21 protein-coding genes and 1 tRNA gene are annotated in these 25,117 nt (G+C 72.2%); 10 read left to right on the forward strand and 12 right to left on the reverse strand.

Annotated elements, in window-relative coordinates:
- Positions 1–90 precede the first annotated feature (90 nt).
- The 6 genes from WME75_RS19740 to WME75_RS19765 form a co-directional block, all read right to left on the reverse strand.
- The gene (locus tag WME75_RS19740) at positions 91–567 is read right to left on the reverse strand and encodes a hypothetical protein (RefSeq protein ID WP_437493064.1); all 477 of its coding nucleotides are present in this window, start codon (positions 565–567) and stop codon (positions 91–93) included.
- Positions 568–779: 212 nt separating this feature from the next.
- The gene (locus tag WME75_RS19745; RefSeq protein ID WP_437493066.1) at positions 780–2,042 is read right to left on the reverse strand and encodes a serine/threonine-protein kinase; all 1,263 of its coding nucleotides are present in this window, start codon (positions 2,040–2,042) and stop codon (positions 780–782) included.
- 13 nt (positions 2,043–2,055) lie between these two features.
- Positions 2,056–2,811, reverse strand: a complete 756-nt coding sequence (locus WME75_RS19750; RefSeq protein ID WP_437493067.1) for a zinc ribbon domain-containing protein — start codon at positions 2,809–2,811, stop codon at positions 2,056–2,058.
- Positions 2,812–2,846: 35 nt separating this feature from the next.
- Positions 2,847–2,920 (reverse strand) — tRNA-Ile (locus tag WME75_RS19755).
- A 180-nt stretch (positions 2,921–3,100) separates the two neighbouring features.
- Positions 3,101–4,090 (reverse strand): formylglycine-generating enzyme family protein, encoded by a 990-nt coding sequence (locus WME75_RS19760; RefSeq protein ID WP_437493069.1) that lies wholly within the window; start codon positions 4,088–4,090, stop codon positions 3,101–3,103.
- A gap of 1 nt (position 4,091) precedes the next feature.
- Positions 4,092–5,141, reverse strand: a complete 1,050-nt coding sequence (locus WME75_RS19765) for an SUMF1/EgtB/PvdO family nonheme iron enzyme (protein WP_437493071.1) — start codon at positions 5,139–5,141, stop codon at positions 4,092–4,094.
- 291 nt (positions 5,142–5,432) lie between these two features.
- Here WME75_RS19765 and uvrA point away from each other — a divergent pair, with 291 nt between their 5' ends.
- Positions 5,433–8,402 (forward strand): excinuclease ABC subunit UvrA, encoded by a 2,970-nt coding sequence (uvrA, locus tag WME75_RS19770; protein ID WP_437493073.1) that lies wholly within the window; start codon positions 5,433–5,435, stop codon positions 8,400–8,402.
- A 126-nt stretch (positions 8,403–8,528) separates the two neighbouring features.
- On the opposite strand, the gene WME75_RS19775 is transcribed toward uvrA, so the two are convergent.
- On the reverse strand, positions 8,529–8,891 hold the full coding sequence (locus tag WME75_RS19775; protein ID WP_437493075.1) for a TraR/DksA family transcriptional regulator: 363 nt from the start codon (positions 8,889–8,891) through the stop codon (positions 8,529–8,531).
- Positions 8,892–9,392: 501 nt separating this feature from the next.
- Between WME75_RS19775 and WME75_RS19780 the strand changes: the two genes are divergently transcribed.
- Both WME75_RS19780 and WME75_RS19785 read left to right on the forward strand, forming a co-directional pair.
- The gene (locus WME75_RS19780) at positions 9,393–10,304 is read left to right on the forward strand and encodes an NUDIX hydrolase (protein WP_437493077.1); all 912 of its coding nucleotides are present in this window, start codon (positions 9,393–9,395) and stop codon (positions 10,302–10,304) included.
- Between the two features lie 3 nt (positions 10,305–10,307).
- A complete protein-coding gene (locus WME75_RS19785; RefSeq protein WP_437493079.1) occupies positions 10,308–10,895 on the forward strand; it encodes a response regulator in 588 nt (195 codons plus the stop codon).
- A gap of 40 nt (positions 10,896–10,935) precedes the next feature.
- On the opposite strand, the gene WME75_RS19790 is transcribed toward WME75_RS19785, so the two are convergent.
- Positions 10,936–12,873, reverse strand: a complete 1,938-nt coding sequence (locus tag WME75_RS19790; protein ID WP_437493081.1) for an N-acetylmuramoyl-L-alanine amidase — start codon at positions 12,871–12,873, stop codon at positions 10,936–10,938.
- 84 nt (positions 12,874–12,957) lie between these two features.
- On the opposite strand from WME75_RS19790, the gene WME75_RS19795 reads away from it, so the two are divergent.
- The 3 genes from WME75_RS19795 (at position 12,958) to WME75_RS19805 (ending at position 16,296) form a co-directional block, all read left to right on the forward strand.
- Positions 12,958–13,374, forward strand: a complete 417-nt coding sequence (locus WME75_RS19795) for a YbjN domain-containing protein (RefSeq protein WP_437493083.1) — start codon at positions 12,958–12,960, stop codon at positions 13,372–13,374.
- Positions 13,375–13,503: 129 nt separating this feature from the next.
- On the forward strand, positions 13,504–14,775 hold the full coding sequence (locus tag WME75_RS19800) for a hypothetical protein (protein WP_437493085.1): 1,272 nt from the start codon (positions 13,504–13,506) through the stop codon (positions 14,773–14,775).
- Between the two features lie 90 nt (positions 14,776–14,865).
- The gene (locus tag WME75_RS19805) at positions 14,866–16,296 is read left to right on the forward strand and encodes a hypothetical protein (protein ID WP_437493087.1); all 1,431 of its coding nucleotides are present in this window, start codon (positions 14,866–14,868) and stop codon (positions 16,294–16,296) included.
- Between the two features lie 20 nt (positions 16,297–16,316).
- Here WME75_RS19805 and WME75_RS19810 read toward each other — a convergent pair whose 3' ends face one another.
- Positions 16,317–17,744 carry a sigma 54-interacting transcriptional regulator gene (locus WME75_RS19810; RefSeq protein WP_437493089.1) on the reverse strand — a complete coding sequence of 476 codons (1,428 nt, stop codon included), beginning with the start codon at positions 17,742–17,744 and terminating at the stop codon, positions 16,317–16,319.
- A 184-nt stretch (positions 17,745–17,928) separates the two neighbouring features.
- Here WME75_RS19810 and WME75_RS19815 point away from each other — a divergent pair, with 184 nt between their 5' ends.
- Positions 17,929–18,681, forward strand: coding sequence for a hypothetical protein (locus tag WME75_RS19815; protein WP_437493090.1), 753 nt, complete (start codon positions 17,929–17,931; stop codon positions 18,679–18,681).
- Positions 18,682–18,734: 53 nt separating this feature from the next.
- Entirely contained in the window at positions 18,735–19,994 is a 1,260-nt protein-coding gene (locus WME75_RS19820; protein WP_437493091.1) for a protein phosphatase 2C domain-containing protein, read from the forward strand.
- A 105-nt stretch (positions 19,995–20,099) separates the two neighbouring features.
- On the opposite strand, the gene WME75_RS19825 is transcribed toward WME75_RS19820, so the two are convergent.
- Both WME75_RS19825 and WME75_RS19830 read right to left on the reverse strand, forming a co-directional pair.
- Positions 20,100–20,429 (reverse strand): FKBP-type peptidyl-prolyl cis-trans isomerase, encoded by a 330-nt coding sequence (locus WME75_RS19825; RefSeq protein WP_437493093.1) that lies wholly within the window; start codon positions 20,427–20,429, stop codon positions 20,100–20,102.
- Between the two features lie 117 nt (positions 20,430–20,546).
- A complete protein-coding gene (locus tag WME75_RS19830; RefSeq protein WP_437493095.1) occupies positions 20,547–21,629 on the reverse strand; it encodes a M48 family metalloprotease in 1,083 nt (360 codons plus the stop codon).
- Positions 21,630–21,767: 138 nt separating this feature from the next.
- Between WME75_RS19830 and WME75_RS19835 the strand changes: the two genes are divergently transcribed.
- Entirely contained in the window at positions 21,768–22,346 is a 579-nt protein-coding gene (locus WME75_RS19835) for a hypothetical protein (RefSeq protein ID WP_437493097.1), read from the forward strand.
- 79 nt (positions 22,347–22,425) lie between these two features.
- Here the strand turns inward: WME75_RS19835 and WME75_RS19840 are convergent, their stop codons facing one another.
- On the reverse strand, positions 22,426–23,481 hold the full coding sequence (locus tag WME75_RS19840; protein ID WP_437493099.1) for a hypothetical protein: 1,056 nt from the start codon (positions 23,479–23,481) through the stop codon (positions 22,426–22,428).
- 177 nt (positions 23,482–23,658) lie between these two features.
- Here WME75_RS19840 and WME75_RS19845 point away from each other — a divergent pair, with 177 nt between their 5' ends.
- The gene (locus WME75_RS19845) at positions 23,659–25,098 is read left to right on the forward strand and encodes a serine/threonine-protein kinase (RefSeq protein WP_437493101.1); all 1,440 of its coding nucleotides are present in this window, start codon (positions 23,659–23,661) and stop codon (positions 25,096–25,098) included.
- The last annotated feature ends 19 nt before the right edge of the window (positions 25,099–25,117 follow it).

Below are 25,117 nucleotides of genomic sequence, written 5' to 3' on the forward strand. Positions count from 1 at the left end.
AACTGTCTGGCTGGGGCCGACCTCGCTGGGCTGGCCCCCCCGGCTACCTGAGGTGTCGTTATTCACGTGGGGCCGAGTTTACCGTTGTGCCTACTGCACGTCGATGACCGCCTCGAGCTCCTGCTTCTGCATCAGGCAATTCGCGGCGCTGCAGATGCTGAAGGAGAGCACGCCCGCCACCTTGGTCTTGCCCTTTTTGGCCGCGACGAACGGAACCTTGAGGGTGCCCTTGTTCTCCTCGAACGCGCCGTCTTCTCGCTTGAGCAAGGGCTTCGGGTACGTGACGCCCTCGGCGGCCGCCTCAGCGACCTTGAACTTGATGGGGTACTTGTCGTTGATGTGGTAGTCGCCCTTCGACAGGAGCGAGACCTCGACGACCCCCTCCTGGCCGGCCTTGTACGTCCCCGCCGGCTTCATCTCGAGCGTGTAGACCGCATCCTCGACCTTCGACTTTCCGCCCTGGGGTGATGCCGCAGGCACATCGGCGGCGCCGCGGGAGGTCGCCGCTTCGCTCTGGCTACAGCCCGAGCCGAGGACGGCGAGCCCGGAGAGTGCGATCAGGCACATCGCGGCGGAACGGGGCTTGCGGGTCCGAGTTGAAGGATGAGTGCTCATGGTCAACACAAATAACACAGCGGCGACGTCCGCGCGAACCGGGGGCTCCCGGCGCCCGTGAGGACGGGCGCACCGCGCCGCGGCGCTGGCGGGGCTCACGCGCTGCGGCGATGCACGTCTTCACGCGCTGCGGCGCCTGGCGGGCGCGTCTCCAGCGCGACATCTCAGCGCGCGATCAGCAGGGCAACGAGCGCGCAGAGCAGCACGGCCGCGCTGGCCACCGCGGGGACGACCCACCGCGGCACGCGCTGGGGCACCCCCATCACGATATCCTCGGCGAACGCGTCGGCGGCTCGCGGCGACGGTGCGGCGACCGCGGCGACGGGCGGTCGCCCTGCGCCGGCGACGGCCGCGCGCGCGGAGCCTTGTTCGTGGCGGGCCAGGACGGCGGGCATCGCGGCGCGGATCTGCGCCGCGAGCTCCTTCTGCGGCATGCTCGCCCAGTCGCGGTGGGACCCCGCGAGGCCGTACGCCTGACCGACGCGATCGGCCAGCAGACCGACGGACGGGAGGCGCGCCTCCGGGCTCTTCATGAACGCCGCCTCCATCACCGGATCGAGCGAGGCGGGCACCCCGTACGCCTTGCCCGCCTCGCTCGGGGGCAGCGGGTTGCTGCCCATGATGCTGACGAGGATCATCGGGCCGGTCGACGCTTGGAACGGGACACGCCCCGTGACGCACTCGAACACGATCGCCGCGACCGACCAGACGTCGGCGCGATGATCGAGCGCGAGCAGCCCCTGCGCCTGCTCGGGCGACATGTAGAAGGGCGAGCCGATCGTCGTGCCGACGACGGTCAGCTTCTTCGCGCCCTCGCTGTTGTCGCGCACGCTGCCGAAGTCGAGGATCTTCACCCGGTCGCCGTCGTGCGTGCCGACGAGGAAGATGTTGTCCGGCTTGAGATCGCGGTGCACGACCTTGCGCTCGTGGGCCTCCACGAGGCCGAGCGCGACCTGCGACAGCATCCGCACCAGGCGCTCGGGGGGGAGCACCTTGTCGCGCTTCAGGACCGTCCGCAGCTCCTCCCCCTCGAGGTACTCCATGACCAGCGCGAAGCTGTGGTCCTCGGTCCTCTCGAAGGCGAGCACCTCGACGATGTGCTCGTGGGGCAGCGACGCGCTGACCTCGAACTCACGGTGGAAGCGCTCGACGCTCACCTCGTCGAGCGCGACCTCGGGGTGGAGGATCTTCAGGGCGACGCTGCGGCCGACCTGGAGATCGAGCGCCTGGTAGACGCGCCCCATGCCCCCGTCCGCGACGATGCGCCAGACCTGGTAGCGCCCGCCGCAGAGGGTCGCGCCGACGCGCCGGTCCTCCCGGTGCCTCGGCGGCGAGGCCTGGGCGACAGGGATGAGGCGCTGCCCATCGACCGGGCAGAAGCCGCTGTCCTGCGAAAAGAGCCTGAAGCAGGCGGAGCAGGTCTTCAATCCGCACCCGGGGTCAGGCGCGGGAGGGGTCCGCGGGCGGCGAGCTGCCCGGCGCGGGCTCTGGCGGCATGTAGTAGAGGATCCGGTTGCAGTTGGGGCACCGCTCGAACTCGTCCTGGCGGCGCATCTTCTGGAATATCATCGGCGGCACGGACAGGTGGCAGCCGAGGCACGTACCGTCGTAGGTGCGGGCGATCGCGACAGGCCTGCGAGTGCGGATCGACTCGTAGCGACGGTACAGGACGACCGGCAGCTTGCTGACCACCTGCTGGCGCGCCTCGGCGCGTTGCGCGCGCTCGGCCTCGAGCGCGGCCAGCGACGCCTGTGTCCCCGGCGCGCTGCCGTCGATCGCCCCAGAGAGCTCGACGCGCTTCGCCTCCGTCTGCTCGATCGCCACGCGCGCGCCCTCGGAGGCCGAGTTCAGGCGCTCGATCTCCTCCTCGCGATCGCGGTGCAGCTTGCGCAGCTCCTCGATCTCGCGCTGCGCTGCGTTCGACTCGCGCTCGTTGCGGGAGCGTTGCAGCTTCTCCCGCGAGCGCTCGATCTGGTTCGACATCTGGCGGAACTCGATGACGAGCTCGGAGCGTGTCTTCTCCATGGTCGCCAGGGTTTCCCGATCGGCCTTCAGCCGTTCCTCTAGCCGCTTCAGCTCGGACCGCATCCCTTCCAGGCTGCCGCGCTGTTTGTCGAGCTGCTCATCAATGCGGCGGATCTCGCTGTCGATGGCCGACAGCTCTTCGAGGAATGCGATCTGCTCGCGGATGCTCACGTGCTTCCTTGTCTCCTTGTGTTTCGTGGCTTTCGTGGGCCCACCTGGACTCGAACCAGGAACAGCCCGGTTATGAGCCGGGGGCTCTGACCGATTGAGCTATAGGCCCTGGTGCACGAGCGAAGCCCCCATCGGGGCCGCGCACTTTCGCACCGGCCGACAACGTAGTCCAAGCCGCGCGCAGTTGGAAGGGGAGCGGTTCGGCCGTCAAAGGTTCTCGGTGGCTCCATGGCGGTCCGGCGTGGATCGCCCTCGCGACAGCGCCATCCGCGGCCGGGCGGCGATCCCCTCACGGACCCTGCCGCCCGCCCGGATCGACCATCGGGCTGCGGTGCGGGATGCGGGCCGTCCTGGCGGCGGGGGCCACGGCCTTGCCCCCGTCGAGCGCGTCGGCGCAGCACCGGAACCCGACCTGATAGAAGCGGAACCACCGGTTGTGCGTCGAGGTCACCGGGCGGCACCGCGAGCGGATCGGCCCCCAGTACCCGCCTTTCAGCGTCGATCGAAACGGCTGCTCGTCCAGCTTGCCCAGCTCGTTGTTGACCCACTCGTCGACGTTGCCCGTCATGTCGCGCACGCCGAAGGGGCTCACGCACCGGTGCATCTCGCCGGACGCGACCCGGCGGTCGAGCCGCTCGACCTCCGCCGAGATCTTCCAGGGGTCGGAGAACGTCTCGAGCACGGGCATCGCGATCTTCCGGTCGATGTTGCAGACCTCGGGATCGCGAGCGATTCCATAGGGATAGGGCCACATTTGCGGGCCCTCGCACGCGAACTCCCACTCCTCGCCCGAGCAGAGCCGCTTGCCCTCGATCTCGCAGGCGCGCTTCGCATCCAGCCAGTTGACCATCACCGCCGGGTGGACGCCCTCGATGTTCGGGTACTCGAACACGTCGACGCAGAAGCGCCGGTGCTGGAGGCGCCCCTCGCAGAGGACCTCGGGCTCGAACCGCGCGCAGATATCCTTCTCCTCGTCGATGTACGCCGCGCAGCGGTGCCCGACGTAGGGGCAGTAGATGCCGTCGACGAGCACCATCCCATCGAGGCACGCCGTGGCGCTCGCAGGGTTGACGCGCACGTACGCAGGGAGCGGCGGGGGCGGAGGAGGCGCGAGCGCGGGCGGCGCCGGCGCCGGCTCCGGCGCGGGGACGCTCGCCTGCGGCGCCGCGCTCGCGAGGTCGAGCGGCTCCGGCCGCCGCTGCAAGCGCGGGGCGAAGAGGAGCGCGCTCACCAGGGCGGCGACGACGAGGGCGGCGACGAAAGCGAGGCGCTCGCGCATGTCAGTCGTACACGCCGTCCTTCTCGCGGTCGCGCTCGATGAACGGCCGCGGCGGCGGCGTGACGACGCCGTCCACCGTGTCCGCGCAGCAACGGAAGCCGGCCTGGTAGAACCTGAAGGTCGGCCCGTGCCCCCCCGTCGTGAGGCGGCACGTGTTCCGCACGGGGCCCCAGTAGCCGCCGTTGAGCGTGGCCGGGCGCGGCGTGCCCGGATCATCGGCGAGGTTGTCGGTCCACTCGTCGACGTTGCCGGACAGGTCGTACGCCCCGTAGGCGCTGATGCAGCTCGGGTGCGACCCGATCGGATCAGCCTGCCACAGCCGGGTGATCTCGCCCTCGCGGGTCGCCTCGTCCGTCATCGCGTCGATGTCGAACGCGATCGCCGCGCGATCGATGTTGCAGGGGCTGGGCGTGCGCACGAATCCCCAAGGATAAGGCAGGCGCTTCGGTCCTTCGCAAGCGAGGATCCACTCGGAGCGCCGGCAGAGCCGCTTGCCGATCGAGGCGCAGAGCGACTTCGCCTCGTACCAGTCGACATAGACGCGCGGGAGCTCGCCGACCCGGTTCGGCCACTCGTGGCGGTCGATGCAGAAGCGCCGGGGGTCCACGGCCGCCCGGCAGCGCGCGCCGCGCGCGTACTCGGCGCAGCCGTGGCCGATCCCGTCGCCGGCGCGAGCGCAGACATACGGGAGAGACGGGCAGAAATCGCCGTCCACGAGGGTCATGTCGGCCGGACACGCGGCGCGCGCCACCGGATCGTCCGCGAAGGGATCGACGAGCGGGGCCGCGGAGGCCGGCGGGCTCGCGTCCCGCGGAAGCGGGGCCGGCCCCGGGGGCGAGCCCGGAGCGGCCTCCCCCTCCTCGCCCGGCTCCCCCGGGCGAGCGGGCGCGCCGGGCGAGGGGGAGGCCGGCGCCGTGGAACGCGGCGCGGCAGGAAGGGCTGCGGAGTGCCCGGGCGGAGCGGGCGGCATGAGCAGCAGCGCGTCCAGCTCGGGGGCGTACCGCGCCAGGAGCGCGACCGCGCCGAGCGCAGCACCGGCGCCGACCGCCATCAAGAGACTCCTTGGTTGCGCTTCCACGTCACCCCGCGCGCCCCCTCATAATCCAGCTCGCGGCGCAGCGACGTGAGAAGAATTGCGAGACATCCGGAAGACCCTGTCCGGCGCGGTGCGTCTCGACGCGCTGCACGCCGGAAGAGCGGGAAGACGCGCCGCGCGCGTCGAGCGAGCAGGAAACGCGACGCGCCCTCCGGGAAAGCGGGGAGACGCGCCAGGGGAGCGGGGCGCGACGAGCAGGAGCGCGCCACGCCCGCTTCCGTGTGTGATAGCTCTCCGGTTCTCCCTATGGATCGACTGGTCGTTCGAGGCGCTCGGCAGCACAACCTCAAGAACGTCAGCGTGTCGCTTCCGCGCGACCGCCTGGTGGTGATCACCGGTCCGAGCGGCTCGGGCAAGTCGTCCCTGGCGTTCGACACCATCTATGCGGAGGGGCAGCGACGCTACGTCGAGTCGCTCTCCGCCTACGCGCGGCAGTTCCTCGAGCAGCTGTCCAAGCCCGACGTGGAGTCGATCGAGGGCCTCTCGCCCGCGATCGCGATCGAGCAGCGCGCGCTGGCCAAGAGCCCGCGCTCGACCGTCGGCACGGTGACCGAGATCTCGGACTACCTCCGCCTGCTCTTCGCGCGGGTCGGCACCCCGCACTGTCCCGCGTGCGGCAAGCGGATCGAGGCCCAGACCGTGCAGCAGATCGTCGACCGCATCCTCGATCTCGGGGACAAGACGCGGGTCACGATCATGGCGCCGATCGCGCGGGGCCGGCGCGGCGAGCTGAAGCTCGACATCGAGCGGCTGCGCCGCGAGGGGTTCGTGCGCGCGCGCATCGACGGCGAGATCGTCGACCTCGGCGACGAGATCGTCCTCGACCGAACGCGCGCCCACGACCTCGACGTGGTCGTGGACCGGATCGTGGTCAAGGAGGGCATCAAGGGTCGGCTCACCGACTCGGTCGAGCTCGCCCTCAAGCTGGGCGAAGGCAGGCTGCTCGCCGACATCTCCAGCGACGGCATGAAGATCGAGCCGCTCTGGATGAGCGAGCGCTTCGCGTGCATCGACTGCGGCATCTCCCTGCCGCCGATCGAGCCGCGGATGTTCTCCTTCAACGGCCCGCACGGCGCCTGCCCCGCCTGCGACGGCATCGGCGCGCGGACCCGCATCGATCCCGAGCGCGTGGTCCCCGATCCGCGGCGAACGATCCGCGAGGGCGCCGTGGTGGCGTGGGGGCGCCGTGGCTCGCTCTCGCTCGCGACGGAGACCGAGCGCGCCGTCAGCACGCTCGGCTGCGATCCGGACGTCCCCTGGGCGAAGCTGCCGGCGGGCGTGCGGCAGGCGATCCTCGACGGGAGCGACGCCCAGGGCGCCGGCGGCCGGGGGAAGAAGAAGGCGGCCTACGAGGGGATCATCCCGCGGCTCGAGCGCCTGCTGAGCAGCGGCGAGCCCGCCCTCGCCGACGAGGAGGAGGCCGATCTCGACGAGGACAGCGCCGCGCTCTCCGACGAGCTCGGCCGCTTCGTCATCACGCGGGTGTGCGATGCCTGCGACGGCAGGCGCCTGCGCCCGGAGGCGCTCGCCGTGCGCCTCGGCGATCGCAACATCGCGGACGTCGGCACCCTGCCGCTGCGCACGCTGCGGGTCTTCCTCGATGGGCTCATGCCGCCCAAGGAGGGGGCGCCGCGGCCCTCCGGCGACCGGGCCGCCGCGGGCGAGGCCCCGGCCGACAGCGGGCTCGCTCCGCGCGAGCGCGCGATCGCCGAGCCGCTGCTGCGGGCGGTGATCGCGCGCCTCGGCTTCCTCATCGACGTCGGGCTCGACTACCTCACGCTGGACCGCTCCGCGCAGACGCTCTCCGGCGGTGAAGGGCAGCGCATCCGCCTGGCGACGCAGATCGGGGCCGCGCTCGTCGGCGTGCTCTACGTGCTCGACGAGCCCTCGGTGGGCCTGCACGCGCGCGACAACACGCGCCTGCTCGAGGCGCTCCGGCGGCTCGTGGACCTCGGCAACACCGTGATCGTCGTCGAGCACGACCGCGACGCCATCCTCGCGGCCGACCACGTCGTGGACATGGGCCCGGGCGCGGGGGTGCACGGCGGCAACGTGGTGGCGCAGGGCACGCCGGAGGAGCTGAGCGCCGATCCCGCGTCGATCACGGGCCCGTACCTCAGCGGCAAGAAGCAGCTGGCGATCCCCACGAAGCGCCTGCAGCCCGACGGGCGCTTCATCCGCGTGGCCGGCGCGCGGGCGCACAACCTCCGCAACGTGACGGCCGAGATCCCGGTCGGCCTCTTCTGCACGGTCACCGGCGTGTCGGGCTCGGGCAAGTCGAGCCTCATCGTCGACACGCTCCTGCCGGCCGCGAAGAACGAGCTGTACCGGAGCTCCGCCCCGATCGGCGCGTGCGACGGCATCGAGGGCCTCTCGCACATCGACAAGGTGATCTCGATCGACCAGGCCCCCATCGGCCGCACGCCGCGCTCCAACCCGGCGACGTACACGGGGGTCTTCGGGCTCCTCCGCGAGCTCTACGCGGGCCTCCCGGAGGCGAGGACGCGCGGGTACAAGGCGGGCCGCTTCTCGTTCAACGTGAAGGGCGGCCGCTGCGAGGCGTGCCAGGGCGACGGCGTGCTCCGGATCGAGATGCACTTCCTGCCCGACATCTTCGTCACGTGCGAGACGTGCGGGGGGCGCAGGTACAACCGCGAGACGCTCGAGGTGCTCTACCGCGGGATGTCGATCGCGGACGCGCTCGACCTCACGGTCGAGCAGGCGATCGAGCAGTTCGAGGCGCTCCCCCGCGTCCGGGAGCGGCTCGCGGCGCTCGCGCGGGTCGGCCTCGGCTACATCACGCTGGGCCAGCCCGCGACGACGCTCTCGGGCGGCGAGGCGCAGCGCGTGAAGCTCGCGCGCGAGCTCGCGCGCAAGGCCACCGGCCGCACGCTCTACGTGCTCGACGAGCCGACGACGGGCCTGCATTTCTCGGACATCGAGGTGCTCACCGCGAGCCTCACGAGCCTGCGCGACGCCGGGAACACCGTCCTCGTGATCGAGCACAACCTCGACGTGATCGCCTGCAGCGACTGGGTGATCGACCTCGGCCCCGAGGGCGGCGAGCGCGGCGGGACGGTCGTCGCGGCGGGCACCCCGGAGGAGATCGCCCAGGAGGAGGCGTCGTACACCGGCGCGTACCTGCGCGAGGTGCTCGCGGCGGCCAAGCGCCGCGGCCCGCAGCCCCCGCGCAGCCGCGCCGCGGCCCGCAAATAACAGAACGGGCGTGGCCCCGCCCGGTCCGCACGAGGTGGACCGGAGGCGGAGCGCACGCCCGACGGCGCGGAGGCACCACCGCGCGTGAAGGCCGCCGATCCGGGGGCCTTCACGCACAGCGCAGCGTCAGCCGTAGTCCTTCTCGACCCTCTCCTGGTCCTCTTTGCAGCGGATGCAGAGGGTCGTCTCGGGGCGCGCCTCGAGGCGCTTCGCCGAGATCTCCTCCTCGCACTCCTCGCACTTGCCGAACGAGCCGTCCTCGATCTTCAGGAGCGCCTTCTGGATCTTGTCGAGGAACGACTTCTCGCGACCGCGGAGCCGGAAGGTGAACGACTGCAGGTACTCGCTCGACGCGAGATCCATCTCGTCAGGGAGATCGTTCGCGTCGAGCATCATGTCCTCGGTCAGCGTTTGCTTGGCCTTCTTGATGATCTCGTCGCGCTTCGTCTCAAGCAGGGTCTTGAACTTCTTCAGCTGGGCCTTGTTCATAGGTCCTCTCGCGTCGAATGCGCCGTTCGGCGCTGCCGTCCTGAGCTCCCTGGCGCATGCAAGCCGCGGGGCGTCGACCCCCAGCTGCCGGAACGGGGCTTACGGCTCCGCGACATGTCCGGAGAGGCCGAATAGCCCCCCGAAATAGCGAGGCGCGGGATTCTAGGCGTGAGCGCCGTGCCCGTCAACGACGCCTCCGTCGGTGGCAGAGTTCGCCCGATCCACGCGGCAAATAACGCAGTTTCGCCGACCCAGGCCGCGACCGATCGCTCGCTGCGGCATCGATGTCGGGAGAGCGTGGAAAGCACTTGCGGGAAGTCCCCGAGTCGCCGGAAAAGGCGGCTGTTTTGGCCCCAAACCCGCATGCTCACCGCAGAGTACGCCGGAAATGAGACGCAGCGGACGGTTTGACGAAAGACAGCTCACGTGGAACAAATTTATCCCATATTGCTGGATTTCGATCAGAACCGAACCGCGGTCCGACCTCGCGATGCCGCCACGGTGATCGTCCTGCGCGACGATCGCGCGGGGATCGAGGTGTTCTGCGTCCGCCGCCACGCGAGCTCGAGCTTCATGGGCGGCGCCGTTGTGTTCCCCGGTGGGAAGGTGGACGCGCAGGACGGCGCGGAAGTCTGGAGGGATCGGGCGACCGCGCCGCCGGCGCGCGCCGCTGCGTTCGCGACAGACGCGGCGCCGGCGCAATCCCTGTGCGTGGCGGCGTGCCGCGAGACGCTGGAGGAAGGGGCGATCCTGCCGACGGATCGGCCGCTGTCCGGCGACGAGATCGACGCGGTCGGGCGGGAGCTTGCCGCCGGGACGCCGCTCGACGCGATCCTCGCTCGGCGTGGCCTGAAGCTCGCCCTCGCGGCGCTCGTGCCGTGGGCCCGGTGGATCACGCCCGTCGCCGAGACGCGCCGCTTCGACGCGCGCTTCTTCCTGCTGCCGCTGCCGCGCGGCCAGATCGGGCGCCACGACGGGCACGAGACGACGATGAGCTTCTGGGCCGCGCCTTCGGAGGTGCTGGAGCGCGCCGAGCGTGGCGAGATCTTTCTCGCCCCGCCGACTTCGCGCACGCTCGAGCTGCTCTCCGCGGTCGCGGACGTGCGCAGCGCCGTGGCGCTCGCGGAACGCCAGCCGCTCCTGCCGATCTGTCCGCGCTTCGTCCCGGGCGATGGGGCCGAGCCGCCGTACCTGGCGCTGCCGGGCGACCCTTCGCACGAGATCCGCGAGCGACACATCGAGGGGTCGACCCGTTATGTCCTGCGCAACGGGCGCTTCGTCGCTGAAGAATGCTGCGCACAGGGATCCCCGATCCACATCAAACAGGAACGAGAGCCCAGATCCACGACCAGCTTCGACACCCCCCTGACGAATGCCCCCTCCGTGCCGGCGACGCCTGATCTCGAGGAGTGAGCCATGGAAACGAACCCGAAAGAGAACACGACGCAGCCCGAGCTGTTCACCGCGAGCGACGTCGCGCGCTTCTGTCAGGTGGACCTCAAGACCATCCACAACTGGGCGGACAAGGGGGAAATCCGCCACTTCCGCACGCCCGGACGGCACCTCCGCTTCCGACGGCTGGACGTGCTCGATTTCCTCCGGAAGTACGGCTACCCGATCCCGGAGATCCTGCGGATGGGCAAGCCGAAGGTCGTCGTGGTCGACGACGACCCCGCCGTCCTCGCCGCGCTCCGCAAGACCCTCTCGCGGAGGTTCGACCTGACCACGTTCCAGGATCCGTTCGACGCCCTCGTCGCGGTGGGCAACCTCCAGCCCGACGCGCTCATCCTGGACGTCATGATGCCGGGCCTCGACGGGGTGCGCTGCCTGGAGCGCCTCCGCTCCATCGACGCGACCTCGCACATCCGCTGTATCGTGTACTCGAACCACGAGGAGATGAAGAAGAACGCGACCGAGGCCGGCGCCTACGACTTCATCAAGAAGGGCGAGGCGAGCGACCTGCGCGACTCGCTCGAGCGGCTCATGGGCCTCGAGCGGGGGTGATCCCGGCGCGGGCGAGGCCTGCGCGGGCCGGCTTCGCCCTTCACTTGCCCTCGCGGTAGGCGCGGATCGCGTTCACGATGGCGTCCGCCATCTTCTGCCGGAAATCGGCGGTGGCGAGGCGGGCCTCGTCCTCGGGGTTCGAGATGAACGCGGTCTCGAACAGCGCGGCCGGCATGTCGGCGCCCGCGAGGACGAAGAACCCGGCGCCCTTGACGCCCTGATCCTTCGTGTCGGGGTAGCGGGGCGACAGCGAGGCGAGCGACGACCGCTGGAGGAGCTCGGCGAAGTGGCGCGAGCGGGCCGCCATGTCGCCGACGTTGAGGTTCGACAGGATCGCCGCCACCTCGCGGCGGGCGTCGGGATCGCCAGGGTCCACGCCCTGCCCTCCCCTGGCGGCGCGGGCGGCGTTCTCGCGCGCCGCGAGCGCGGCCGACGTCCCCTCGGCGTCGTGAGGCGCCGCGAGCGAGAAGGTCTGGACGCCGCGAGCGCGGCCGTTGTCGCTCGCGTTGCAGTGGATCGAGACGAACAGGTCGGCGTGGAACGCGTTCGCGCGCGCGGTGCGGAGATCGAGCGGGACGTAGACGTCGCTGTCCCGGGTGAGGAGCGTCTCGATCTTGAGCTCGCGCGCGAGGAGCGGGGCGACGCGGTGGGCGACGTCGAGCGTCACGTCCTTCTCCTTCAACCCGGTGGGGCCGACCGCGCCGGTGTCGTTGCCGCCGTGCCCCGGGTCGATCACGACGCGCCGGACCTCCCGCGCGCCGCCGGGCTTGCCCTCGTCGTCGCGCACCGGAGGTCGGGTGCTCACGTCGACGACGATCCGGAACGGCTCGGGCAGGTAGAAGACCCGGCGATACAGGTTGGCGGCGAGATCCAGGACGACGCGCGTGCCCTTCGGCTGCACGCCGACGCGCACGCGCCGCAGGGCGCCGCCGACCTCGATCTCGCGCGCGACGCCGCGCGACGTCGCCCCCGCGATGTCGACGAAGATGCGCGCGTCCCTGCCGGCGGTCTCGTCCGCCGGGAGCGTGCCGACGTCGAACGTCGTCGGCGCGGACAGCTCGATGACCACGCGCGCCCCCTTGTCCGAGCCGTGCCGCTCGATCGCGGTGACCTTCACCGGGCCTGTGGGCGCGGCGGACGCCGGGGGGGCGACGACGAGATCGCCGGAGGCGTCGGCGGTCGTCACCTGCACCGCGCTCGCGGCGCTCGCCGGCGCGTCGGAGGTGCCCGGCGCAGACCCCGGCGCGAGCGCGAGCGCGACGCCCTCGACGCGGTGACCTTCCTGCTCCAGCGCGCGCAGCGCTTCCCCGCTGGGCCGGTAGGCGGCCGCCTGCGCCAGCGCGACCGCGATGGCGCCGAGGCACGGCGAGAGCGCGGGCGGCGCGCCGCCGGACGGCGCGGGCGGGGCGAGGGCCGCGTAGCGCCGCGAGACCAGGTAGAGCTCGCGGTACGCGACGGCGGCGTCGTGGGCGAGCTCGCCGGCGAGCAGCGCGCGGCGGCGCTCGGCCTGGCACGCGCGCTCGACGAGGGCCGGCTCGGCCGAGGCGCGGAAGGCGGTCGCCGCCGCGCCGTACAGCTCCATCGCCTCACGCGCGTCGGTGGCCGCCTGATCGAGGCGGAAGAGCCGCACGCGAAGATCGCCGGCGAGCTCCGCGAGCGAGGCAGCCTGCGCCCCGGCCCCGGCCCGCGACGACGCGATGGCGACGGCGTCCGCGAGAGCGACCGTCTCGGCGCGGGGCGGGAGCAGCGCGCCCGGATCGAGCAGCGCGGCGGCGCGCTGCTCGTCGGAGAGGGCGGCGGGCGCAGCGGGCGCGCCGCCCTCGGCGCTGCACCCGAGGGTGTGCGCGGCCGCCGCAAAAAGCGTGATCGCCGCGAAGGCCGGGGCGCTACGATGCAGCTGCGCTGGGGTGGTGCGCCGTCGGCTCGCCAGAGCAGCCCCGCGCGCCGAGTGAATGGCGATACGTCCCGGAGGTTTCACGTGCCCGACCTCACGCCCACTTCATCCACAGAACCCCTCTACGCGGATCGTGCGTCGGGGGAGAGGTTTGCTGACGCGACGAGCATGGTCAACGCGTATCTCGCCCGGTACGCCGCGAGCTCTCGAGGCGGGGCCGGATCGCTGGGTGGAGCGGGCACGAACACGCTCGACGAGACCGGATACGCGCAGCTCCAGCACGGGAGCGCGACGATCGGGGTCAACGTGCTCGAGGCCCAGGGGGTCCTGATGGTCTTCGCTCCCATCATGGCCGTCCCCCTGAGCGGGCGGGAGGCCTTCTACCGGCGCCTCCTGGAGCTCAGCTTCATCGCCACCTCCGACGCGGCGTTCGCGATCGACAGGTCGCGCGACGAGGTGGTGGTGCGCTGTCTGCGGCGGCTCAGCGCGCTCGAGTACGAAGAGTTCGAGGATATCGTCACGACGGTGAGCCAGGTCGCCGATACATGGGACGACGCGCTTCTGCGCGAGGTGCGCGGCGGATGAGCGGGTCGCGATGCCTTCCGGGGGCGTCGGGAGGCGCGCGCCCCCGGCCCTCGCGCGGCAGGTAGGTAGCGCGCAGATCCGTCGCGAGATTGCGGTGCGGCGGATGCGGGTGGTAAGTTCCTCACCGCGATGACTGCGGGGGAGCGACCGACGACCGCGGAACCTGGTGAACGCTCCCTCTCTGCGGAGGAAGCGGATCGGATCGCGGCGTCGATCCGGCCTTCCTGGGAGGCGTTCGACGAGCTGTCGACCGCGCGAGGTGGCGAGCGCGGCGGCGCCCCCGAGCCGGAGACCGGCGCCCCCGCCGCGAGACCGCCGGAAGCCCCGGCGGCGCCCCTGGGCGAAGCGCCCGCTGCGTGGCGAGCGCCCGCGATGGCGTCGTTCCCTGCTGCGTCGACCGCCCCCGCGGCCCGCGTGATCGAAGCGCCGCCGGCCGGCGCGTCCGGCGTGTCCGACACCGTGATCGAGGGGGTCCCGACCATCGCCATCGGCGACGACGTGCAGGGAGCGCCCGCAGCGGAGGCCACGCCCGAGGGCGCGGCGGGCACACCGGGTGCCGGTGCGCACGCCAGCCCCTCGCCTCAGCCGCTCGCGGACCCGCAGACGACCGGCAGCGCTTCCAGCGCAGGCGCCACGGGCACGACGGGCAGCGGCGCGGCGAGGCCGGGCGAGCCCCCCGCGCCCGCCGGAAAAACGCGCGTGGGAATGGGCGAGCCGGACGCGGTGGCCGGCGCGCCGACGGCCGAGCTCGGCGCCGGGGCCGACGCACGAGCCGCCGAGCCGCAGGCGCGTCCGGGGGCAGCCCCCTCCCCGCCCCGCGAGGGTGAGCCGCCGTCTGCGCGGCCTGCGCGCACGCGATCTCGCGCGGCGCATCCGGCGGTGGGGAGCGCCGACGCGGTAGCTGTGTCCGCCGTCCGCACGGAGGACCACGATCCGATCGAGATCCCCGTGTCCAGGCCGAACAAGACGGCGCTGCGGCTCGTCATCGCCCTCGTGGGCGCGGTCTTCGTGTTCTTCGTCGTCCGCGCCCTGCGTCACGACGACGATGGCGTGGATCCCAGGCCCCCGACGGCCTCGCCGACGACGGAGGCGCCGCCCGCGGCGGCCACATCAACCCCCGCCGCCACCGCGCAAGCGACCGCCGGCGATCCGCCTGCGGCCGCAGCCGCGGAAGACAGCGCTGGGCCGACGCCGAGCGCCTCAGCGCCGGCGAGCCCTCCGGCTCCCGCGGCGACGATGTCTGCCACCGCCGCGACGCCGGCGACGCCGGCGACGCCCACGGCGCCGGCGGTCGGGCCCAAGACAGCCCCCGCACCGAAGAAGCCTGCGCCGACGCAGCGTGGGACGAGCTCCACCGGAGGCAACAAGAGCGGCGGCATCATCCGCGATGCGCCTTTCTGAAGCGCACCCGTTTCCCGCCTCGGCAGCGAGGCTTGCTGCATTCGTTATCTTCCGCGGACGCCGACGAGGCGAAGCCCGACCTGAGGAGCCATGAAAACACGCGCCTGCGCCCCCGTCCTCCTGCTCTCGCTCATCGCGCCAGCTGTGCTCACCGAGGCCGGGCTCACCTCCTCTCTTCTCAGCGAGCCGGTGAGCTTCGCGCAGTCGTCCGATCCCGTCACGGAGGTCGCGCGCCAGCGTTACGAGGAAGGGGTCAAGGCCTATGACGCCGGTCGGTTCGAGGATGCGCGTACGGCGTTTCTTCAGGTCTACGCGCTCAAGCGACACCCGGCCGTGCTGCTCAACCTCGGACAGAGCGAGCTTCGCTCCAATCACCTGGAGGATGCCGGCAAGCACCTCCAGCAGTTCCTGCGCGAGCACACCACCGCGACCCCGGAGCAGCGCGCCGCCGCGGAGAAGGCGATCGCCGACGTCAAGCGACGGACCGGCTTCCTCCTCGTGACCACCGACGCGAACGGCGCGGACATCAGCGTCGACGGCGTCCTCGTCGGCAAGGCGCCGCTGCCCGATCCGGTGTTCGTGACCCCCGGCAAGCACACCCTGTTCGCGACCTATCAGGACCGATCCGCGACCCTCCAGGTGGACGCGAAGATCGGCACAGCCACGCCCGCGACGCTGACCCTGGGGACGACCGGTGCGCCCGCTGCCGGCGCGCCGACGCCCGCGCCGGGTGTGCCGCCGACCGCGCCCACCTCGACCTTGCCGGGCGCGGTCCCGCCAACGCCGGCGCAGCCTCCCCCGGTGGGCACCGCGCAGCCGGCCCCCGGCGCGGCGGCAGCGGGCGCGGCGGCAGCGGGCGCGGTGGCACCGGGCGCGACGACACCCGGAGCGGCGACACCCGGAGCGACGACACCCGGAGCGACGACACCCGGAGCGACGGCGCCGAGCACCTCGCCCGCAGCGCCGACGAGCCCCGGTGGGCTCAGCGTCTCGACGAGCAACACGATGGGCTCGATGAGCCCGGACCAGAGCTCCGGCGGTCGCGAGCCGTTCTTCCACTGGTACGCACGCAAGCCGCTCGCGTGGGCGGGGACCGGCATCGCGGGGGTCGGTCTGGTCATGGGGATCGTCGGGTCGGCCATCGCCGTCAACGCGAGCAGCAACGCCGACGACGTCGGAACGCAGATCAAGACGTACGTCGCGAGCCACGAGAGCACGATCCCCGCAAACCGCAGGTCCCAACCTTGCGGCGCGCGCGAGGATCCGTCGGGCGACCTCCCCGGCTTCGAGACCGCGTGCGGGAGCCTCCGGGGCGAGCTCGACAGCTACGACGGCGCGCTCCCCTGGGCGATCACAGGCTGGGTCCTCCTCGGCGTCGGGGTCGTCGGCACCGCGACGTATGCCATGATCGACTGGTACCCCCGGAAACAGCAGGCCGCGTCCGACGGCCCGCGCGTCACCGTGATCGCGCCGTTCGTGGCGCCCGGTCAGGCCGCCCTCGGCGTCGCGGGCACCTTCTAGCTTCTCCCACCGACGTCAGCTCACCGCTCCCTCGCGATGCGGAGCAGATCCCGCATCGTCGAGCGCGGGATGTCCGCGAGGCGCGCGGCGGCGCTGATGTTGCCGCCCACCTCCTCGAAGGCGCGGAGCGCGTCCGCCGGCGTGATCTTCCGGCGGACCGGGGGCTCCCGATCGGCGAGCACGGCCGTGACGTGCTCCGGCAGCACGCGGCCGTGGGCGCGCAACGCGGCTTGAATGAGCACGTTCCGTAGCTCCCGGACGTTGCCTTGCCAGCGGTGCGCCTTCAGCGCAACGAGCGCCCCGGGGGAGAGCTGCCGCGGGCCGAGCTCGGAGGTCGCCAGCAGGTGCTCGGCCAGGAGCGGGATGTCGTCCGGCCGATCGCGCAGCGCTGGAAGGTGGATGCGGCACACCGCGAGGCGCTCGTAGAGGTCCGCGCGGAAGCGACGCTCGGCGACGAGCGTCTCCAGGGGCTCGCAGGTCGCGACGATGAGCCGCACGTTGACCTGCGTCGTCCCCTCCGCGCCCAGCGGACGGACCACCCCCTCCTCCACCGCGCGCAGCAGCTTCGCCTGGACCTCCAGCGAGAGCGCCGCGATCTCGTCGAGGAAGAGCGTGCCCAGGTGGGCCTCGGCGAACGCGCCCCGCCGATCCCGATGCGCGCCGGTGAACGCGCCGCGCCGGTGACCGAACAGCTCGGACTCGGCGATGTCGCGCAGGATCGTGGCGGCGTTCAGGACCACGAACGGCCGGTCGGCTCGGTTGCTCTCCGCATGGATCGCCCGGGCGATCAGATCCTTGCCCGTGCCCGACTCGCCGCGCAGGAGCACGGGGAGCTGGAGCGGCGCGACCCGCCGCACCGCTGCGGCGAGCTGCCGCATGGGCCGCGAGCGGCCGACGAGCGACGGCAGCGGCGGCCCCTCCTCGATCGGGGGGACCCTCCGGGCCGCCTCGACGCACACGGTCGTGCGGCCGACCTCGAAGCAGCCGCCGGGGACGAGCATCGCCTGCCGTACCCGCACGCCGCCGACGCGAACGCCGTTGCGCGAGTCGAGATCCGTCACCTCGATCGAGGCGCCGCGGTGCGCGACACGGCAGTGGCGAGCGCTCACCGCGGCGTCATCGATGCTCACGTCCGCAGCCGGGGCGCTGCCCAGAATGAGCTCAGCGCCCGGCGGGAGGGCGATGCGCACCGGGGTGCTCCAGCCGCTCTGATCGCAGCGGAGCCACACCGTGGTGAGCGCTTCGCGATCCTCCACGAGCTCCACCGTGGTGTCTCGGGTCGCTCGGGCTCCACCGCCGTGAGCTCCAGAGCCCGGTCGATCGCGGGGCGCTCCCGCCGGCTCCCCTCGCAGCGCCGCGGCCGGCGAGAAGGGCTCGGCGGCGGCGTGAAAAGACGTGACGGGCCTGAAGTAGTTGCCTTGATCGCTGCGGGTCGGTGCGTTGTCCATGGTCCAGGAGGTCTGTCGTCGGCACGCGGCGCGCAGTTGCGTCGTTCCTCCGCCCGGTCGACATTCCTCACGCCGGCCCGTCACCCCCTTTGCGCTCGGGACCGCGCTGTTCTAGAGGCCGTTCGTGAGATCGCGCTCAACAAGGTGGACCGCGCCGGCGCTCGGCGTGGCGGCAGCGGGCTGGGTGCTCTCGGCCAACCAGGCCCTCGCCCAGCCAGCAAATCGAGAGACCGCGGCCGAGGAAGAAGAAGACGAGGCCGGGCCGGAAGCCGGCGCCAAGCGCCCCGCCGGACCCGACGAACGAAGCGGGCACATCCTGCTCCAGGGCCGTGCCGGCTACAGCCAGCCCTTCGGCAGCATGGCGGCCGGCCAGCCGGTCAGCGAGAAGGTCTCGGGCGGCTTCGCGTTCGGCGGCAACATTGGACTCGGCCTGAGCCGCGTGACCGTCCTGGAAGCAAGCGGCTCCTACGCCCTGCTCTCCGCCGCCGAAGGCTGCAACGGCTGCTCCGGTCGAAGCCTCGATCTCGGCCTCGGGTTCGTCTACCACCTCGCCCAGGGCATCGCCTTCGACCCCTGGATCAGCTACGGCGTGGGATACCGGCGAGCGGTCCTCACAGGGTCGGAGGGCTCGGCCGCAGGGCCGACAGTCTCCGACTCTGTGTTCCATGGGATCGATGTCGCCCGCATTGCGCTGGGCGGCGATTTCTACCCGGTGTCGAGCTTTGGCATCGGGATGTTCGCCGAGCTCGATGCCGGCACGTACCTCTCGCGCCCGGGCGAGGGCACCGATGCCACCGTCTACGGATTCTTCCAGTTCGGCCTGCGCCTCGCGCTGGATCCCGTACCCCGGGGTACGCGTACGCCCGCCGTCTCGTCCGGTACGTCTCGGAGGGTCGCCGGCCAGGCGGCGGGCTCCCGGGGAGCCGCTCACCGGTAAAGCAGCCGGAATGTGGGCGGTCCGGAGGGCTGGGCAGGTATAATCAGCCGCGAATGGGCGAGTTCAGGACGAGCAGCCGCACCCGACCCGTCGCGGCTGCCGTGACCGACGTTGGACGCCAGCGAAAGCACAACGAGGACAACATCCTCGTGAAGTCCGAGCTCGGTCTCTTCGTCGTGGCGGACGGCATGGGCGGGCACAATGCGGGCAACGTCGCTAGCGCGCTCGCGACAAAGTCGCTCGACAACTTCTTCGAGGCGACCCGCGCCGGCATCCTGCCCGGCCCCGTCCCGGTCGACGAACAGGAGCTCGATCCGGAAGCACGGCGCGTCGTCGCCGCGATCCGCAAGGCGAACCACGATGTGTTCGTCATCTCGAATACGTACACCCAGCACCAGGGCATGGGCTCGACGGTGGTCGCGGCCTACGTGTCGCGCGCGACGGAGCAGATCCACGTCGGGCATGTCGGCGACAGCCGCTGCTACCGGATCCGGCTGGGCGAGATCGAGCAGCTCACGAAGGACCACTCGCTCATCAACGACGCCCTCGCGCTGAAGCCCGACCTGAGCCCGGACGAGCTGGCGAGGCTCCCGAAGAACATCATCACGCGCGCTCTCGGCATGAAGGACGGGGTGAAGGTCGACATCCGCTCGGAGCGCATCCAGCTCGGCGACGCTTTCCTGCTCTGCTCGGACGGGCTGAGCGGGATGGTCTCGGAGCAGCAGATGCTCGATGTGCTCGACATCACCCAGGACCCGCAGGAGGCCTGCGAGCTCCTCATCGAGATGGCGAACGACGCGGGCGGGACCGACAACATCTCGGCGCTGATCATCCGCATCCAGCCGGAGGCGCAGGACGAGCGGCAGCCCGACAGCGCGGAGCTCGAAGACACCCGGCCCCACCGCATCGACGAGTTCGGCGCGATGCTCCCGCCGCCGCAGGTCCAGGCGGCGCAGGCCCCGGTCGAGGAGATCGAGCTCGACGCGGCCGCCTCGAGCGACGAGCGCATCGCGGGGCAGCAGGTCCACTCGATCGGGGGCAACGGTCTGCGGAGCCAGGCTCAGGGCGCGTCGGGCACGGTGTCGCGCGTGGCCGCCGTGCCGTTCACCGACCGGCGCTCCCGGGCGGCCGCTGGCTCCGGCCGCTACGTCGCGGTCGCGGCGGAGCCGAGGCCTCCGGTGAAGGAGGCTCCGCCATCGAAGCCCGCGAAGCGCCCGACCGAGGTGCGCGTCGCGCGGTGCGCGCACTGCAAGCACGAGCTCTTCATCGGCAACCGTTTCTGCGTCGAGTGCGGCGCGCCCATCAAGCCGTGAGCGGCGCCGCGGGCGCGCGAGGCGCGGCGCCTCGCCGGAAGCGCGCGCGCCGCCCCGTGCGCCGATCGCGAGCCGCGGCCAGCGCTGCGGGGGCGACGCCGCGCATCACTTGAGCGAGAGCAGCTCGACCTCGAAGATGAGGGTCGAGTTGGGCGGGATCACGGGCGGGAAGCCGCGAGCGCCGTAGCCGAGCTCCGGCGGGATCGTCAGCTTGCGGAGGCCGCCGATCTTCATGCCGGCGACCCCCTGATCCCATCCCTTGATCACCTGCCCGGCCCCCAGCTTGAACGAGAAGCCCTGGCCGCGATCGCGCGAGCTGTCGAACTTGTTGCCGTTGGTCAGCGTGCCGACGTAGTGAACGGTCACGAGCTGGCCGTGCGTTGCCTCGGCGCCCGTCCCTTCCTTCAGGTCCTCGATCCCAAGCTCTGCTTGCATGACTGACTCCTTTCGACGCGATGGGAGGAGCGCTGCGCGGTCGCGTCAAGCTGAAGCAGCGCGCGGGCGCTCCGGACGAGCGCTCGCGACCGCACAGGGGCTCGGGGAAATCGCGGGTCAGCCGCCGAAGCCGGGGAACGAAAACACTGGCGTGCCTCCGGTCAGACGCCAGGTGTTCGCGGTCTGCTGCACGACGGGCTGGCGCAGCGTCGGGTGCGGGTGCGTCTGCTCGAAGGCGAACAGGATCGCGGCCGGCGTGAGCTGATCGAGCGACGCGAAGAAGCCGAGCGTGAGCATCGCTCCCCCCTCGGTCCACCGGTACCCCTGCCGCCGGGCGCCGGCGGTGAGCAGGTTGTTCACGCCCGCCACGTCCGCCGCGATCTCGTTCGGCTGGTTGAAGACGGGGAGCGTGCGCGACAGCATCCGCCCGAGATCCGCGGGCGTTACGCCACGGCTCCCGCCCTGCCCGTTCGCGCAGCCCGTGTGCCCGAGGTGATGGTGGCCGAGCTCGTGGCCGAGCACGAACGCGAGCTGCTCGTGGTAGAGCTGGCGCTGCCGCTCGACCTTGCGCGCGTCCGTGTGCTGCGCCGGATCGATGAAGCCCATCGGCGGACGGATGATCGGCTGCCCGGGCCGCTGCCGCTGCGCGAGCAGCCGCAGGAACTCGTCGAGCTTCCTCGTCCCGAAGATCTCGTCGGTCGCCTTGAACTGCGCGATCTGCGCCTGCACCTCGAGCAGCCCGTCGGTGATCGCCATGAACGGCATCCGCTGGTCGTCGCAGCCGGCGAACGCGTTCACCTCGCCGACCGTCGGATCGGCGATGAACGGGATGCCGTTCACCTTCTGCTGTGCGGCCGACGGCAGCGCGCCGATCAGCGCGCCCATCACGACGCCGGCCTCGGACTGGAGCCAGCCGACGTGGATGTCGTTGATGGGATCGCCGAGCACCGGCAGCCCGGGCATCGTGGGCACGGTGAAGGTGGGCGCCGGCGCGGGCCCGGTCTGCGCCGGCGGGTAGCCAGGCTGCTGCTGCGGGTAGCCGGGCTGCTGCTGCGGGTAGCCCTGCGGGGGTGCGCCGTACGGCGGGTAACCCTGGCCGTACGACGGCTGGGACGGTGGTCGGCGCGAGCTGCTCCGCTGACAGCCTGCGACGAGTCCGAGAGCCAGAGCGAGCGCGCCGATCGATCGAAGCAGATTCATCGCCGCGAGCATAGCGCACGGAGCGGGCGTCAACCCGCGCCCTGGCGCGAGCAGGATCCCAGCACGCAGGATGCGTGGGCCGCGCGGCGCCGCAATGAGCCGAAAGCCGCGCGCCGGGCGTCAGGCGCAGGAGGACCGATGAACAGATACCGAGCCTGGTCTGCCGCTGCCGCCCCCCTGTGGCTCAGCGCCGTCGCGCTCACGGGCTGCGGCGGCGCCTCCGTCGCGCAGGCGCCCGCGATGCCGGAGCCCGCCGCTGCCGCCGTCATGTCGCCGCGCGAGGAGGGCTCCATCGAGACGGCCGAGGATGCGCTTGCAGAGCTGGAGCGCGCGGAAGGTGAGCTCGACAAGGTCCTGGGCGCACCGACAGGCCACGAGGAGGACCGTGCCATGACGCAGGCAGCTCCGCCGGGGGCGCCACCGCCGCCAGCAGCGGCGCCATCGCCGCGTCCGGAGGCGTCCGACAGCACCCCCGCACAGGCCCCGCGGGCGACGGCCGCCGGCGCTGAGCGCCCGGCGAAGAAGGCCGAGGCCGAGAGGATGACCGCGACGCCGTGCGAGACCGCGTGCCGCGCGCTCGCGTCGATGAACCGCGCAGCGCAGCACCTCTGCGGGCTCGCCGGCGACGCGGACCCGCGGTGCGACGCCGCGCGCACCCGGGTCAACGGCGCGACCGACCGCGTCGCGTCGCGGTGCCCGCGCTGCGTCGAGCTCTAGCTCGCACGGGGCTCCACCCGCTCGGCGCACCGGCATTCGCTTCGAGGCCGCCGGACGCGCTCCCCTCCGCCGAGCGATGTCAGGGGCCCGGCGCGAGGAGCTGGAGCAACCGTACGTTCTTGTACATCTCCCCGAGCGAGCCAGCCGCCGCCTGGCCGGCCTTCGCCAGCCGCTCGATCTCTTCGGGGCGCACGTCCACCTGCACCGTGAGCCGACCTGCGCCCTGATCCACGGTGAGCGTCGCGCGCTTCGCGATCTCGGCGAGCGCCGCGCCGGGCTCCGGACCGGCGAGCGCCTTCAGCGCATCCACATTCGCGCGCTTCTCCTCCAGGAGCTTCCGGAGCTCCTCGGCCGCGTCGGCCGACGCGGCATCGATCACGACGGTCGCCGCGAGGCCCTCCTTCGTCGAGACGCCGACGGTGACGGCGCGCGGGCCGGTGGAGCCGGTGAGGATCGCGCGGAGGCTCGGCTTGCTCTCGGCGAGCAGGGCGACGCCCAGGAGGGGACGATCCCACCCGATGTGCGCGAGGCGCGAGGTGACCTCGTCCCGGCTCGCCAGCGACGTCTCGGACTCCTCGGCGTCGATGCCCGCGCGGATCTCGGGCTCGGTGCCGTACAGCAGGATCGATCCATCGCGCACGGCGATCGCGTCCTCGCCGGCGCGGAGCAGGTACCTCACTCCCTTGTACTCCGCCTGGACGTAGCTGTGCTGCGCGAGGCGCGCCGCGAGCTTCTGCTCGTCGAAACGCCCGCGCGCGACCACGAGCGACGGGGAGAGGATCAGCTTGTCGACATCGAACCCGAGATCGATGCCCGTCGCCTTCTTGATGTCATCGCGGGTGCGCTCGATGTGCTGCCGCACCGAGCCGCCGTCGGCGCCGAGCGCGTTCAGGTCAAGCTGGTGCGGGTCGACGATCACCACACCGGGAACGCTGCCATGGACATATTCGAGCAGGGACTCGTCCTTCGGGAACGTGGCCGCGCGGAGGTGCGACAGGCCGAAGCCGAGGAGCCCGGTCTGCTGGGCCAGGACGATGGCGAATACGACGCCGAGGAGCACGATGTACTTGGCCTTGCCTCGCTTCCTGGGTGCTCCGGCGGCCCGTGCCGGCTTTGACGCGCTCTCGGTGCTCATCTGTGCTCGCTGCGCCCTCGCTGGATACCACGTGCCGCCGGGCCCTGCGGGAACCACCGCCGCAGCGCCTCGAGCGCCGCTCGTCGACCCGGCGCGCGCTGCGGCAGAGCATAACCGGAAGCGGGACGCCGGCCAGGCCTTCCGCCGGGGCCGCTGGACGGATAGAAACGACGCGACGTGCCTGGATCATCGTCCCCCGATGGCGGCCGCGGCGCGCTCGCACAGCCGAGCGACGGCGCCGTGCTGCCCGCCTCCCTCGGCCGCTACCACGTCCAGCGCCTCCTCGGCGAGGGGGCGATGGGGCGCGTGCTGCTCGCGCACGATCCGCTGCTCGATCGCGACGTCGCGCTGAAGCACCTGCGGGACGATCTCCGCATCCCGCGCGACGTCCGCGAGCAGCTCGTCGTGAGGATGCGCCACGAGGCGCGCGCCGCCGCCCGCGTGACGCACCCGAACCTCGTCACGCTCCACGACGTCGGCGAGGACCCGGACTTCGGGCTCTACCTCGTCTTCGAGTACGTCGAGGGGCCGACGCTGAAGCAGCAGCTCCTCGAGCGCCCGCTCTCGGCGGCGCAGGCCGCGCGCCTGGCGCGCGAGCTCGGCGAGGCGCTCACGATCGCGCACCGGGCAGGCATCGTCCACCGCGACATCAAGCCGGAGAACATCATCCTCTCCACGAAGGGCGGCAAGATCGCCGACTTCGGCATCGCCCGGATCCCGGACTCGACGCTGACGCACCAGGGGGGGCTCATGGGGACGCCCGCGTACAGCGCGCCGGAGACGTTCCGCGCCGGGAAGTTCTCGCCCGAGAGCGATCAGTTCTCGCTCGCGGCCGTGATGTTCGAGGCGATCTCCGGCAAGCGCGCGTTCCCGGGCGACGACGCGGTCTCGGTCGCATCGAAGATCGCGAGCGACGAGCCGCCGTCCATCGCGAGGGAGCTCGGCGTGCCGCCGTCGCTCGATCAGGTGCTCGCGCGCGGCCTGTCGAAGCGACCCGAGGACAGGTACCCGAGCTGCGACGCGTTCGGCGCCGCGTTCGCCGACAGCCTCGAGTGGGCCGCCTCCAGCCAGCTGCCAAGGCGCATGCTGGAGGCCCCCGTCGCCGCGACGGCGGCGCTGTCCACGGAGCCCGGCGCGGTGCGCGCGGATCCGATCGACGACCACTTCCCTCCCCGCGAGCGGAAGATGGGGCAGATCGTCCTCGGCGCGGCCGTGGTCGTTGCGACGGCCATGCTGCTCGTGCGCACGGCGATGCGATCGACGGACGCGCCGGTCGAGGCGCCCCCCGCAGGCGCGGCGCCGATCGCGTCGCCCGCGCCCACGCCGCCGCGGCCGCGCGTCGCCCCGACGACGCGGCCCGCGCGCCCGAAGCACGAGCCCGCCGACACGGCATCGCCGGCCTCGCCCGCGCCGCGCGCGACGGGCAGCGCGGAGCCGAGCGCGAGCCCGTCGGGCAGCGCCAGCGCTCCGAGCCAGCCCGCGACGGACGCTATCCCCGAGGACGAGGACGATGAGGCCGCGGACGCCGGGACGCCTGAAACCGACGACTTCGGCGCGCCGCAGACCACCGAAGGTGACGCGCCGGACGCCGGGGCGGCCGATGCCGCCGCGCGTTGAACGGCTGAGAGCGCGGATG

The sequence above is a fragment of the Sorangium sp. So ce1014 genome (assembly GCF_051521505.1).
GTDB lineage: Bacteria > Myxococcota_A > Polyangia > Polyangiales > Polyangiaceae > Sorangium.